This window comes from Dactylosporangium darangshiense, assembly GCF_039537565.1.
Taxonomy (GTDB): Bacteria; Actinomycetota; Actinomycetes; order Mycobacteriales; family Micromonosporaceae; genus Dactylosporangium; species Dactylosporangium darangshiense.
In genome coordinates this window covers 54,474-67,515 of record NZ_BAABAT010000044.1, presented here as the reverse complement: position 1 = coordinate 67,515, position 13,042 = coordinate 54,474, and the positions used below count along the sequence as shown (strand labels likewise).

General features: G+C 71.1%; 11 protein-coding genes. 2 read left to right on the top strand and 9 right to left on the bottom strand.

The genetic code is table 11. The annotated features are described in order from the left end of the window. Positions 1–142: 142 nt before the first annotated feature. The 3 genes from ABD901_RS46275 to ABD901_RS46265 all read right to left on the bottom strand — a co-directional run bounded on the left by ABD901_RS46275 (position 143) and on the right by ABD901_RS46265 (position 4,190). On the bottom strand, positions 143–685 hold the full coding sequence (locus ABD901_RS46275) for a trypco2 family protein (RefSeq protein ID WP_345138097.1): 543 nt from the start codon (positions 683–685) through the stop codon (positions 143–145). Continuing rightward, positions 682–3,813, bottom strand: a complete 3,132-nt coding sequence (locus ABD901_RS46270; RefSeq protein WP_345138095.1) for a CHAT domain-containing protein — start codon at positions 3,811–3,813, stop codon at positions 682–684. Before ABD901_RS46270 ends, ABD901_RS46275 begins: the two co-directional genes overlap by 4 nt. A gap of 215 nt (positions 3,814–4,028) precedes the next feature. After that, positions 4,029–4,190, bottom strand: a complete 162-nt coding sequence (locus ABD901_RS46265; RefSeq protein ID WP_345138092.1) for a hypothetical protein — start codon at positions 4,188–4,190, stop codon at positions 4,029–4,031. Between the two features lie 184 nt (positions 4,191–4,374). Here ABD901_RS46265 and ABD901_RS46260 point away from each other — a divergent pair, with 184 nt between their 5' ends. Both ABD901_RS46260 and fxlM read left to right on the top strand, forming a co-directional pair. Beyond that, positions 4,375–4,764, top strand: coding sequence for a hypothetical protein (locus ABD901_RS46260; RefSeq protein ID WP_345138090.1), 390 nt, complete (start codon positions 4,375–4,377; stop codon positions 4,762–4,764). 245 nt (positions 4,765–5,009) lie between these two features. Next, positions 5,010–6,215, top strand: coding sequence for a methyltransferase, FxLD system (fxlM, locus tag ABD901_RS46255; protein WP_345138087.1), 1,206 nt, complete (start codon positions 5,010–5,012; stop codon positions 6,213–6,215). A gap of 72 nt (positions 6,216–6,287) precedes the next feature. Here the strand turns inward: fxlM and glnII are convergent, their stop codons facing one another. The 6 genes from glnII to ABD901_RS46225 form a co-directional block, all read right to left on the bottom strand. Further along, positions 6,288–7,289 carry a glutamine synthetase GlnII gene (gene glnII, locus ABD901_RS46250; protein ID WP_345138085.1) on the bottom strand — a complete coding sequence of 334 codons (1,002 nt, stop codon included), beginning with the start codon at positions 7,287–7,289 and terminating at the stop codon, positions 6,288–6,290. Between the two features lie 296 nt (positions 7,290–7,585). Next, positions 7,586–8,494, bottom strand: a complete 909-nt coding sequence (locus ABD901_RS46245; protein WP_345138082.1) for a 2-hydroxyacid dehydrogenase — start codon at positions 8,492–8,494, stop codon at positions 7,586–7,588. A 10-nt stretch (positions 8,495–8,504) separates the two neighbouring features. Further along, a complete protein-coding gene (locus ABD901_RS46240; protein ID WP_345138080.1) occupies positions 8,505–9,983 on the bottom strand; it encodes a class I adenylate-forming enzyme family protein in 1,479 nt (492 codons plus the stop codon). Positions 9,984–9,991: 8 nt separating this feature from the next. Next, positions 9,992–10,936 (bottom strand): LLM class F420-dependent oxidoreductase, encoded by a 945-nt coding sequence (locus ABD901_RS46235; RefSeq protein ID WP_345138078.1) that lies wholly within the window; start codon positions 10,934–10,936, stop codon positions 9,992–9,994. After that, positions 10,936–11,328, bottom strand: a complete 393-nt coding sequence (locus ABD901_RS46230; RefSeq protein WP_345138076.1) for a nuclear transport factor 2 family protein — start codon at positions 11,326–11,328, stop codon at positions 10,936–10,938. The genes ABD901_RS46235 and ABD901_RS46230 overlap by 1 nt, the downstream gene beginning before the upstream one ends. Beyond that, complete coding sequence (locus ABD901_RS46225; protein WP_345138074.1) at positions 11,325–13,040, bottom strand: class I adenylate-forming enzyme family protein; 1,716 nt, start codon at positions 13,038–13,040, stop codon at positions 11,325–11,327. Before ABD901_RS46225 ends, ABD901_RS46230 begins: the two co-directional genes overlap by 4 nt. Between the last annotated feature and the right edge of the window lie 2 nt (positions 13,041–13,042).

Sequence of the window (13,042 nt, the reverse complement as noted above, 5' to 3'; positions counted from 1 at the left end):
AGCACTGCTTGCGTGGGTGAAGTAGTGCGATGCAGGCCGGTATGCCAGGTCGTACAAGTGGATCGCGAGCGTGGAGGCGCACTCAATTCTGCAAGGCGCCGCTCAGCAGCTGTCTCACCACGGTTTGTTGCTGCTGGCTGCGTCAGTGCGCGACGGGTTGGAACTCCAGCTTGAGAGTGTGCGTGACTTCGTCGGTGAGTTCGCTGCTCACGCCGAGGTTGACGGTGCCTTGGTTGGTGACGCCGAACACCAGCTCGACGGAGCCGGACTTCAGATTCATCGGGTCGTCGCCGTCGTCGGCCACGGTGATGATGTGCCGGATTTGTTCAATCGCCTCCACCAGGACCTCCTGGACATCGTCGCTTCGGGTCTCGTAGGTGGGAAGGTCGTCGGCGGCCAGCTCGACGTGCAGGGTGTGGGTCTGCTGGCGTATCGTCTTGCCGCCGATCTTGACGAGGCTGCCGATCACCGGGAGCCGAAATTCGATGCCGCCGCCGAGGTCCGCTGTGGTCACCGCGTTGAGTGTGAGTTCCAGCTTGGCGATCCGCAGGTCACGGTTGGTGTCTGAGGTTGAGATGTTGGCGGCCTTGACGGCATTTTTCACCGACACCACCAGGTCCTTGATCGACACGGTCTCTGGGGTTGCGTCCATTTCGTCTGCGTCTCCTTTGGATCGGTCGATCATGTTGCGACGGTCGCGCGTGGGTCGCCGTAGACGGTATAGGCCAGCCAGGTCGGGTCGCCGGCATCGGCGCTGACGTCGAGGCGTGCTTTCAGCGCCGCCTGGCCGAGGGTCTGGCCGCTCATGAGGGCGCTGTAGAAGCTTTCGGCAAATCGGGCGGAGGCGTCGCTGCGTACCGACCAAAGGGTCCCGATGAAGGCGCCGGCCCCGGCGCCCATGAATTGGCTGGCCCAGCCCATCATGCGTGTGTACTCGGGAATCGAGCCGGCGCTGCGGCAGGCGTTGAGAAACACCAGCGGATGGCTGCGCTGCAACACCTTCTGCGTGACGGCGCTGTTGAGTAGTGTCGGCACGAACGGGCCGCCGTCCATGTTGATCCGGGAGCCCTTGGCGTCGAAGGCATTGTGGCAGGCGAAGTGGGCCAGGCCCATCTGCCCGGAGTCCACCAGCTCCAGCACCTCGGTCAGGTCGCTGATCACCTGCGGGTCGCCGGACTCGCCGATGAGACGGTGGATGCGTTCCACCTCGCTCATTGCGTGGCTCGGCGAGTTTGGCGGCACGATGAATCGCGCGTCACGCACGCCGATTGCGCGGATGCGCTCTTGGTTGTAGGCGCGGCGCATGACCGGCATCTTCTCCACGAGGAAGCCCTCGTCGCGCGTGCGGGACAGCGGATAGAGCATCTCCCACGGAATCTGATCGCGCCCGGACGCCAAAGTAAACGATGTCATCTGCGACCGCAGCTGCCAGAACTGCTCCTGGACGATGGGCGGCACCACCGCCGACCACAGCCCGGCTCCGGTTTCGCGCATCCAGCGTCGGGTGTTGGCCTGCGAGTATTCGGTACGGCCGCTGACGAGGCGTTGCAGAGCCTCCATCGCCCGTTCCACCGCGATGGTCGGTTCCTCGGTCATGGGTCCGCCGACCACCGGCTCGAACCAGGTGCGGTCGGAAAGTAGCTGGAATGAATAGCGCCCTTGGTCGATGGATACCTGGAGTGCCACCTCGCCGGCCTCGGCCTCGATCCTGCCCAGCGGTGCGGCGACCGGCCCGGTGTCCTCGTGCGACCCACTGGTGGTGACGGCCACGTGCAGTTCGAGTTCGGCGACGAATGTGCCACCGGCCCAGGCGGTTACTCGGACCTGCGGGCTGCCGACGGTAGGTGCACGGAACGCGAACAGTACCGGTTCGGAGTCGCCGTTCGCGGGCACAGTAATGACCTGTTGGAGTGGTCCGCTCGACAGCAGATCCGTCGTGGTCTGTACCACGATCGTCAACTTCACCGGCTCGCCTTCGACAGTCAGCCGGGGCAGCGGCGTGGCGCGGGAGCCGGGAAGCGCGCTGGGTTCCTTGGCGACCCGAACCACAAGACTGAACTCGACGTTGCAGACAACGCGGGTGGGCATGTGCGCCAAGAGAACCCTCGGCCGATCCGCGTCCCACGCCGAGTCCGGCGGTTTGACCGGCGGCGGGACGGTGCTGGCCCCCGCCCGGCGCAGGACAGCGTCGAGCAACGGCGCGACGTCGATCGGCCGAATCATGTTCGCGCTGGTCATGAAGGCCAGGAGGTCTTGCAAGCGGTCGGTCTCGCCCTCCCAGCTTCCCAGGCGGGCGGCCTCCAGCTTCGCGACCATCTCCAGCGCGCCGGCAGTGTCGCCAGGGTTGCGCTGCAGGTGCAGCCGGACCATCTCGACCGGATCCAGCGACCGGTTCTCCAGCACGAGCCGTTCCCGCTCCTCCAGCAGGCGCCGGGCATCCTGCTGGAGCACGTCGAGCTGGCCCTCACGGGCCACGTCGTTGACCTTCGTGTCGTCCCGGACCGCCCGCTCGACGTCCTGCAGGTGATTGCGCCCGGCCTCGTCGAGCGAGAGGCGAGCCTCGACGGCGTACAGCGTGATGCCACCCTGGATGAGGGTGTCGCTCCGGAACCGCGCCTGAATCGCGGCCTCGGCCTCCTGGGCCTGCTCGATCGAGTACTGCCGCGAGATCGGCCGGCAGACCCCCAGCAGGTGCCCGCGCACCAGCGCGGCGGCGTCGGTGACGTTGCGCCGCACGACCTCGGCCGGGTCGGTGACCCGGAAGCTCGCACTGACCCTCGCGTGGAAGTGGTACACGTCGCCCTTCGACGCCAGCGCCGTGTTGTCCTTGAACTCGACCGTCAGGTGATGGTCGCTGATGTCGACCTCATACCGCATCCGGTACTTCGTGAATATCTGATCGGGCCAGCGCATCGGCCTGCCGCCGTCGAGCACCTCCAGTTCGCCGTCACGGGTCGCGTAGACGACCGCGACCGACGGCGCCAGGGCCTTGCCCGGCGTGACTGCGCTCGGTTTCACCGGCTCGGCACTGAGGATGAGCGCAATCTGCTCTCGCGATAGCTTGCCAGGATCGCCCGCGGCCGGCGATCGGCCGCCCTGAAGCCGGCGGCCTCCGCCGAGCGGGTCCGCAAGCGGCCGCAAGGGACCATCTGTAACCGGCGGAGGGAACCCATTCGGCCACGGCCGCCGGAACTGCAGGGACGCAAGCACCACTGTCAGCCATGGCACCCACGGGCCGCGCAGGCGCAGGGGGGCCTGGTCCTCGAAGGCGAGCACCAGCGCCCACGCCGCCAGTTCCGGGGTCAGGGAGACGAGGGTGTCCAGCGGGTAGCCCTGCCACTGCCCCTCCTCGTTCTGGATCAGCAGCCGCTGGTTGGTGACCGCGCACGCGACGAGCCCGACGAACCGCCATTGGGCCGCGGCCTCCTGCTCGGCCCGGCGCCTCATGTTCGCGTCGCGGATCGCCCCGGCTGCCATGCCGGCCCCGACGAAGAGCAGGCCGCCGCCGAAGCCGTAGCCGCCGGTGGTGTACTCGGCAGTCGCACTGTTGAACGCCTGCGCCTCGACCTGCAGCGCGCCGTACTGTATCTCGCCCGCGCGTAGCGCGACGGTCGGCTGATCGGGGTCGGGCTGGCCGCCGCGGCTCACCTTGTCGATGAGTTGGCCCATCGCGTCCCAGGCCATCTGGGCTTCCCGCTGCCAGCCATCCAATTCAGGCACCGCCCGGCCCCTCGCCTGGCGCGTGACATCCTGTCCAGCTCCACCACGGTAGAGGGCCAACCGGTCGACGACCCAGACCAATCGGACGGTCACGGAAAGCGTCCGTTTGCTCCGTCATCGACGCAGCCCCTCTTTAGCGCAACACCCGACCCCACGAACGTAACCCGGACACATTGATCGCCGACATCGCCCAAACGTGGCACCACATTCCGCCAACGTGTCGGCATGTTCGCCCGCGCCGGCGGGACAGCGGTAGCCGTGGACCTCATAGCCGTACGTAGGCGCCCGTCAGGGCCCCGGCAAAGTCGTTAGGTGACGCCGAACAAAGCCAGTGCCTTGTCGGGGTTGCCGCCGATGGCGGCGTTGCGGAGGGCGGCCATGACGTGCGGGCCCGTGCCGGCGATGCGGCTGTTCGGCATCACGGCGCAGACCGCCATGCGGTACGCCGGCGCCGCCCACCCGGAAGGCACCGCAAAGCTACCTCGTTGAGCACCGCGGAGAGCAGGCGGCAGTGGCCGGTAAATGCCGACAGTCAATTTCCCGGGAGTTCGACCAACCAGGTTGCCTTCACGGAGTACCGTGACGCCGCCGGCTCCGTTCCGCCCGCCGTGCGGCGCCGTGGACCGGGAGCGATTGACGATCGGAGGCGGTCCGATGCGGTTTGTGCTGCTCGCGTTGCCGGTGTTGGCCGGGGTCGCGTTGTTTCTGCTCTCGCGCCGTCGCCGACCGGCCTCGCGCGTGGCAGACGCGGACGTTCTTGCGGCGGCTGCCGCCGGTCGTCCGTTGACCCGGGATCAGCTGATCGCCGTCGCCGTGCATGAGGCGGTGAACTCGGTTGAATGCGACGGGGTGGTTACGGCGGTGCTGCCCGAAGACCGCTACGAGGTGGTGTTCCCCGACGGCAGGCGGCTGTCCGCGACGCGCAGCACCCGGCTGTGGCGCATACGGCGGAAGGTCTCCGCCGGTGATCTGGTGCGCGTCTTGGTTTCGTCCGGCGGCACGTGCATCATCCTGGAGCAGCGTACGCCGCCCGCACGCCGCTGAGCCGCCCGCCGGGGGCGCCCTGTCAATCCCAGGCGTCGATGTTCACCGAGCGCGTGGGTCCACGCCGGTTCGGCGGGTCTGCAGGAAGGCGCGCTCGGTCTCGTTGGTGGCCAGCGCTATGGCTTTGTCGTAGGCGGCGCCGGCCTCCGCGTGCGCCCAAGCCAAGCCAGCAGTTCGGCCCGGGTGGCGGGAAAACCGTGTTCGCCGCCACCGCCACCGTCGTCAGACCGATTGGAGCCTCCACCATGACCGCCGCCAGCGACGAGCAGACCGACGCTTCGGCCGACGAACTGCGTAACGCCCTGGCCGACCGCCTCCGCGCCCACAACATCATCCGGACCCCGGCCGTCGAGAAAGCCATCCGCCGCACTGCCAGACACCTGTTCCTGCCGGGCGTACCGCTGGCCGACGCGTACGCCGACCACCCCGTCGCCGCGTCACAGCCCTGGTTCGTCGCCACGATGCTCGAACAGCTCGCCGTCGAACCCGGGCACCGCGTCAAGGAGGTCGGGGTCGGCACCGGATACAACGCCGCCCTCATCGCCGCCATCGCCGGTCCCACCGGGCGCGTGGTCACCATCGACATCGACGCGGACCTCGTCGACAGCGCCCGGCAACACCTCGCCGCGGCCGGCGTCGACCACGTCGAGGTGATCCTCGGCGACGGCGCACTCGGCCACCGGGCCGGCGGCCCCTACGACCGGATCATCTCCACGGTCGGCGCCTACGACATCCCAACCCCGTGGTTCGACCAGCTCGCTACCGGCGGACGCCTCGTTGTTCCGCTCCGGCTGCGAGGCAGTAGCTCCCGCGTCATCGCCTTCGAACGCCGCGACGACCGATGGGCCAGCGTGGACAGCCAGCTCGGCGTGTTCATGCCCCTGCGCGGCATCGGTGACGACGCCCGCCGCATCGTCAGCCTCACCCCCGAACCGGACATCACCCTGCAGACCCACCAGGATCAGACCGTCGACGCGCCCGCCCTCGCCGGCGTCCTCGACAGCACCCCCCACCAGGTCTGGACCGGCGTCGTGCTCTCGGGCGAAGTCTCGTACGAGTGGATGGAGCTCTGGCTCTGCCTGCGCCTCGACAACGCCCTGATGCGGATGAACGTCAGCCCCGACGCCGCGGCCCGCGGCCAGGTCGCACCGATGTTCGCCTGGGGGTCGATGGCCACCACGCGCGGCGCCGACCTGATCTACCTGACCACTCGCCCCGCATCATCCGACCCCGACGGCCTCAAGCTGTATGAAGTCGGCGTCATCGCGCACGGCCCCACGAGCGACAGCCTCGCCCACCAGACCAACGACGAGATCCAGACCTGGAACCGCGACTACCGCACCCGCAGCGTCCGATTCGAGCTCCCGGACACCCCCGAGACCGCCGACCCCACCACTGGCCGCTTCGTCCTCGACCGTCCGCACCACCCGATCACGGTCATCTGGGACTAGCGCCTTGGACCACACCGGGCCGACCGCACGGCCGCCCCGCCAGGCGCGCAACACCCCTACCTTGGCGGTACGTCAGGCGGCCAGGGCGCCGCAGCAGGTCTCGATGATGAGGCGGGTGGTGACGTACGGGTCGCAGTTCGCGTTCGGACGGCGGTCCTCGATGTACCCCTTGCCATCCACCTTGACCTGCCAGGGGATGCGGACCGAGGCGGCCCGGTCGGAGACACCGTAGCTGTAGACGTTCCACGGCGCGGTCTCGTGCATGCCGGTCAGGCGGTGCTCGATCTCAGCGCCGTAGCCGGCGATGTGCTCCGCGACGCGCGTGCCGAGCGCCTCGCAGGCGGCGATGATCGCGTCGTAGTTGTCGCGCATCGCGTTGGTGGAGAAGTTGGTGTGCGCGCCGGCGCCGTTCCAGTCGCCCTTGACCGGCTTCGGGTCGAGGGTGGCGGCGACACCGAAGTCCTCGGCGATGCGGTACAGCAGCCAGCGGGCGATCCACAGCTCGTCGGCGACCCGCGGCGCGCCGACCGGGCCGATCTGGAACTCCCACTGGCCGGGCATGACCTCGGCGTTGATGCCGGACAGGTGCAGGCCGGCGGCCAGGCACAAGTCCATGTGCTTCTCGACGATGTCGCGGCCGTAGACCTCGTCCGCGCCGACGCCGCAGTAGTACCCACCCTGCGGAGCGGGGAAGCCGACGGGCGGGAAGCCGTATGGCCGGCCGTCCTTGAAGAAGGTGTACTCCTGCTCGATGCCGAAGATCGCCTCCTGGTCGGCGTACCTTGCCGCGGTCTCGGCGCAGGCGGTCCGGGTGTTCGTCGGGTGCGGCGCCATGTCGATGGTGAGCACCTCGCACAGGACCAGCACGTCGTCCCCGCCACGGATGGGGTCCGGACAGGTGAACACCGCTTTCAGCACGCAGTCGGACTTGTCGCCGGGCGCCTGGTTGGTGCTCGACCCGTCGAAGCTCCACAGCGGAAGCTCGGCGCCGTCGTCGAGGATCTTCGTCTTGGAACGAAGCTTCGCGGTCGGACGGGTGCCGTCGATCCAGATGTACTCGGCCTTGAACGCCATGCCTGGTACCTCCCTCGGGGCTCGTGCGAGAAACCCAACGAACGCTGACCGCGGCGGCGAAGACCGCTGGCGAATGCGGGCCTCACTGTTCAAGCCTGCCTCGCAATGCCGAACGGCGTGGCCATCCGGCTGCGGGACGGGAAGAACGATGCGGTGGAAACACGACGAATGGGCGCAGCGCTGCAACGCCGAGCGCCTGATCGTCGGCGTCGAGGAGGCCCTGCGCTCGTGGGACCGGGACCCAGCGCGGACAGCCGGAAAGCTCAGTGAGACCGCAACGCTCGACCTCGACCGGTTCAGGTCCGGATCACGACGTTCGCCGGGGGCCGGCCCGTCGACAGCCGCGAGATCTGCTCGCGCAGGACCCGGCGCATCCGCGGGGCCATCGCGCCGACGTGGCCGCCGACGTGCGGGGTGATGACGACGTTCGGGCACGTCCACAGTGGATGGTCCGGCGGCAGCGGCTCCGGGTCGGTGACGTCCAGCGCCGCGTGCAGCCGCCCGTTCGCGGTGTGGGCGACCAGGGCGGCCGTGTCGGCGACCGGGCCGCGGGCGACGTTGACGAGCAGGGCGCCGTCCCTCATGGCGCCGAGGAACCTGTCGCCGACCAGCCCGCGGGTCTGCGCGTTCAGCGGTACCGCGACCACGACCACATCAGCGGTGGGCAGCAGCGCGGGCAGCTCGTCGAGGCCGTGGACCGGGCCGTGCTCGTCCTGCCGCGCGGTCCGGCCCACCCGGACCACGTCGGCCTCGAACGGCTCCAGCCGCAGGCGCAGCTGCTCGCCGACGCCGCCGGCGCCGAGCAGCAGCACGCGCGAGCCGGCGAGCCCGGGCATGGGTGCGTGCGCCCATCGGCCCTCCAGCTGAGCGGCGCCGAAGCCCGGCAAGCCGCGCCGGTCGGCGATGATGAGCCCGGCCGCCAGCTCGGCGGTGGACGCCTCGTGGACGCCGGGGGCGTTGCAGTACACGAAGCCGGCCGGCAGCCGCTCGGCCACCCCGTCGTAGCCGAGGGTCTGGCTCTGCAGCACCGCCGCCACGCCCGCCGGCAGCCGGCGCAGCTCGTCGGCCTTCATCATGTACGGCAGGACGAGCAGGTCGAACGGGCGCTGCGGCGGCGCGTGGCCGATCCGCCAGACGGTGAAGTCGGCGCCGGCGTCCGTCAGCGGCGCGGCGAGGTCCTGGTCGGGCACGGCGACTTGCAGCACGCCCGCCAACCTAACTCATGCGCCCGTCACGACGCTCGGCGTAGCGCTCCCGCAGCACCGGCTTGCGCACCTTCAGCGCGGCGTTGCGCGGCAGCGCGTCCAGGAACAGCACGCCGACCGGCTTCTTGTACGACGCCAGGCGCTGCCGCGCGAAGGCGACCACGGCGTCCTCGTCCACGGGGTGGCCGGGCGCGCGGACGATCGCGGCGACGACCCGCTCGCCCCAGCGTTCGTCCGGGGCGCCGAAGACGGCGACCTCGGCCACGCCCGGCATCCGGGCCAGGACGTGCTCGACCTCGGCCGGGTACACGTTCATGCCGCCGGTGACGATCATGTCCTTGAGCCGGTCGGTGATGTAGACGTAGCCGGCCGCGTCGAGGCGGCCGATGTCGCCGGTGTGCAGCCAGCCGTCGCGCAGCACCTCGGCGGTGGCCTCGGGGCGGCGGAAGTACCCCGCGAAGAGGGTGTCGGAGGCGACCAGCAGCTCGCCGGTCTGCCCCGGCGGCAGGTCGGCGCCGTCCGGGCCGACCACGCGAACCGAGGCGATGTGGGCCGGCCGACCGGCGGAGGCGTAGATGTCCTCGGCGGGGCAGTCCTCGCCCCAGTCGGCGGGGACGGTGGTGGTGACCGGCGCACCGGTCTCGGTCATGCCCCAGGTTTCGACGAACCGGTCGCCGACCACCGCGACGAGCTCGCGCATGACCTCGGGCCGCATTGCCGAGGCGGAGTGCAGCACGCCGGTGAGCGAGCGCAGCACCTCGGGGCGGCGGCGGACCTCCTCGATGAACGCGGGCGCGAGCGGCGACGGGACGTAGGTGAAGTTGGACCGCTCGCGGATCATGCGCGCGATCCACTCGTCCGGCGGCAGCCCGGCCATGAAGGAGAGCTCGCCGCCGAGGTACAGGTGCGGGAGCATGACGCCCCAGATGCCGGCGACGAACGAGAAGGAGCCGGTGAACGCGCACCGGCTGCCGGGGCGCAGGCCGTCGTGGACGGGCATGTGGCGGATGATCCGGGTGAGGTTCTCCTGCGTGATGACGACACCCTTGGCGGCGCCGGTGGTACCGCTGGTGTAGCCGATGATCGCCGGTGCGGCCGGCGGCAGGGCGCGGGGCGGGAGCGGCTCGGCGTCGAAGGCGGGCTCGAGTACCAGCGGCGCCGAGACGGCGATCGAGGAGCGGCCGGGGGTGGCCACGAACGCGGCCACCTCGGCGTCGTCCAGGATCGCCTGGACCTCGGGCGCGGCGAGCCGGTCGTTGACGTGCACGGCGGTGTAGCCGCCGAGCAGGCAGCCGAGGTAGCTTTCGAGCGCCTCGACACGGTTCTCCATCATCAACGCGACCCGGTCGCCGGGGGCCACGCCGCGCGCGGCCAGGGCGCCGGCGAACCGGGCCGCGTTGCCGAACAGGTCGCCGTAGGTGCGCTCGCTCCCGCCGGCACGCACGGCGACCCGGCCGGGTATGCGCCGCGCCACGCTGAGCAGCAGCATTCCCGGAGTCATCGCAGGGCCGCCGCGGCGGCGAGGGTGGCGGCGCCGGCCGGGTCGGCGTCGGTGGACGCCGGCACCAGCACCACGTCGTCGACGCCGTTGGCCTGGTACTCTGCGATGCGCTTGGCCGCCGCACCGGCGTCGCCGACCACGCCGATCGCGGCCACGAGCTCGTCCGGGACGGCGGCGAGCAGCTCGCGGGGGTGCGGGCCGGTGCGGGCGAAGGCCACCACGTCGGCGAAGCCGGCGCGGGCGAACATGTCGGCGTAGCCGGGCGCGGCGAGGTACCCCACCACGCCGCGGCGCAGCTGCTCGTACGCGGCGGCGAGGTCGGTGCCGATGGCGGCCGGCGCCCAGGCGGCGACCCGCGGGCGGGGCAGCCCGTCCGCCGCCGCGGCGGAGGCCAGCCGGTCGGCCAGCTCGCCCGCGGTCGGCGGGTCGAGCAGGTTGAGCACCATCCGGTCGGCGTGGCGGGCCGCGGTGCGCACCGCCCGCGGCCCGAAGGCGGCGACGACGACCTCCCCGTCGACCGGCGGCAGCCGCAGCCGGTACCCGCCGACGCGCCCGCCGCCGAGCAGCGTCCGCACGGCCCGGGCCGAGTCGTCGAGGGCCTGCGCCGAGCCGGCCCGGGACCGGCCGTGCCACTGCTCGACGACGACGGGGCTGGAGGTGCCGAGCGCGACGGAGACCGGCCGCCCGGTCAGCGCGGCGACCGACGCGGCGCCCATCGCGATCATCATCGGGTCGCGGACGGCAACCGCGAACGGCCCGAGCACCAGCCGGGTCGCCGCCGGCAGCAGCGGTCCGGCGGCGACAGCGAGCGCGAACGCGTCGTAGGTGGCCATCTCGCCGATCCACAGGGCGCCGAAGCCGTGCTCGCCGGCGAGGCGGGCGGTGTCGAGGGCCTCGGCGGCGGGGCGGTCCTGCCAGAGGCCGAGCGAGATCTCGAGCATCACGAGTGGCTGAAGTCGGCGGGCAGGCCCATGCCGCGCATCATCGAGGCCCGGTCGTAGTACTCCAGCCACTCGGTGACGAGCCCGTCGGGGCCGATGCGCAGGATGCCGACGACCGGCAGCTCGACGTGGTGGCCGTTGACGTCGAAGTCGTCGACGCGCTCGATGAAGACCCGGCCGTCGATGACGCCCATGGCCTTGACCCGTAGCTCGATGCGCTCCAGCCCGGCGGTGAGGGCGCGGATGCGCGCCTCGATGGCGCCGCGGCCGGCGATCGGGTCCTGCATCACGCTGTGCAGCACCGCGTCCTCGGCGAAGAGGGCCACCACCCGGTCCCAGTCCATCCGGTTCCAGGCGTCGATCATCTCGCGCGCCGCGTCCAGCTCGTTCACTGCGTGGTCTCCTTTGCGATCTCGTCCCGCAGCTCGCGCTTGAGGATCTTGCCGACCGGGTTGCGGGGCAGCGCCTCGCGCAGCTGCAGCCGCTCCGGGAGCTTGTAGGAGGCGATCCGCTGCTCCTGCAGGAACCGCACCAGGGCGGACAGGTCGAGCTCCTGGCCGTCGCGGGGCACCACGACGGCGCACACCCGCTCGCCGAGCACGTCGTCGGGGTAGCCGACGACGGCGACGTCGGCGACCGCGGGGTGGGCGGCGATGAGCCCCTCCAGCTCGGCCGGGGCGATGTTCATGCCGCCGCGGATGACGAGGTCCTTGGCCCGGTCGACGTACTCCAGGAACTGCCCGTCCTCGCCGGCGATGACGAACACGTCGCCGGTGCGCAGGTACCCCTGCTCATCGAACGGGCTGGCGAGCCGCTCGCCGTGCAGGTAGCCGGCGAAGACCGTCGGGCCCTTCAGCCGCAGCTCGCCCGGGACGCCGGGGGCGGTGACCTCCGCGCCGGTGGCCGGGTCGACGAGCCGGACACTGGTCCACTCGGTGACCCGGGAGCTCCAGGTGTAGCCGGGCACGCCGTAGCGGGGGAAGAACCGCGCCCGCTGCTCGGGGTCGGGCACGTCGTGCGGGTCGGTGAGCAGCGAGATGCCCTCGTTGGAGCCGAAGAAGTTGATGATGCCGATGCCGTGGCGCTCCTGCCAGCCGCGGACCATCGGCGGCTGCAGCGGTACCGAGCCGGAGCCGATCTGCCGCAGGCTCGTCAGGTCGGCCGCGGCGAGCAGCTCGGTGCGCTGCAGCAGGAGGGTGAGCAGGGCGGGCGGGGCGACGGTGTAGGTGGCCCGCTCGGCGCCGATCTGCGCGAGGAAGGTCGGCAGGTCGAACGGGTGGTGCTGCACGAGCACGCAGCCGACCCGCAGCCACGGTAGGAACATGCCGTTGATGCCGGCCATGTTCACCATCGGGAACGGGTTGAGCAGCACGTCGTCCTCGGCGAGCCGGGGCGCCTCGACGGTGGCCCAGCAGATGGCGAGCCAGTCGTAGTGGCAGCGGGGCACGCCCTTCGGGGTGCTCTCGGTGCCCGACGTCCAGCAGATCGTGACGCAGTCGTTCGGGTCCGCCGGGTGGGCCGCCGCGTACTGGCCCACCGCGGCCGTGTCCCCGGCCGCGGCGGTCAGGGTGTCCACGGGCAGTACCCCCGCCGGAAGATCCGTGCCGTGGGCCAGCACGTGCCGCAGGGAGGGGATCGCCGCGCGGTAGCCGGCGACCTCCTGCGCGTGGGCCCGCTCGCCGATGCGCCCGGCGGTGAGGAGGAACCCGGCCTCGGCGAGCCCGGCCATCGCCACGATCTCGTGCTCCCGGAACTGCACCGGGAACGGGGTGACGATCAGGCCGATCCGCCAGGCCGCCAGGTAGGCCACGACGAGCTCGACGGTGTTGGGCAGCTGCACGGCGAGCACGTCGCCCTGCTCGGCGCCGAGACCGAGCAGGACGGCGGCGAGCCGGTCGGTCTCGGTGTCGAGCTCGCGCCAGGTGAGCCGGCGTGGCTCGGTGCCGACGAGCGTGGCCTTGTTGGCCGGGTCGACGACCGCGAGCCGGTCGGGCTGCCGGGCGACCTGCGCCCGCAGCAGTGCGTCCATGGTGTCCTGCGACCACCAGCCGCGCGCGGTGTACTCGGCCACGCGCTCCGGCGGGTGCAGCTTACGTCCCGGCATGC

Bases quoted from the DNA above. Each gene is read 5' to 3' on its own strand.
- ABD901_RS46275 (WP_345138097.1), bottom strand. From the start codon at position 685: ATGATCGACCGATCCAAAGGAGACGCAGACGAAATGGACGCAACCCCA.
- ABD901_RS46260 (WP_345138090.1), top strand. From the start codon at position 4,375: ATGCGGTTTGTGCTGCTCGCGTTGCCGGTGTTGGCCGGGGTCGCGTTG.
- fxlM (WP_345138087.1), top strand. From the start codon at position 5,010: ATGACCGCCGCCAGCGACGAGCAGACCGACGCTTCGGCCGACGAACTG.
- glnII (WP_345138085.1), bottom strand. From the start codon at position 7,289: ATGGCGTTCAAGGCCGAGTACATCTGGATCGACGGCACCCGTCCGACC.
- ABD901_RS46240 (WP_345138080.1), bottom strand. From the start codon at position 9,983: ATGCTGCTGCTCAGCGTGGCGCGGCGCATACCCGGCCGGGTCGCCGTG.
- ABD901_RS46235 (WP_345138078.1), bottom strand. From the start codon at position 10,936: ATGCTCGAGATCTCGCTCGGCCTCTGGCAGGACCGCCCCGCCGCCGAG.
- ABD901_RS46225 (WP_345138074.1), bottom strand. From the start codon at position 13,040: ATGCCGGGACGTAAGCTGCACCCGCCGGAGCGCGTGGCCGAGTACACC.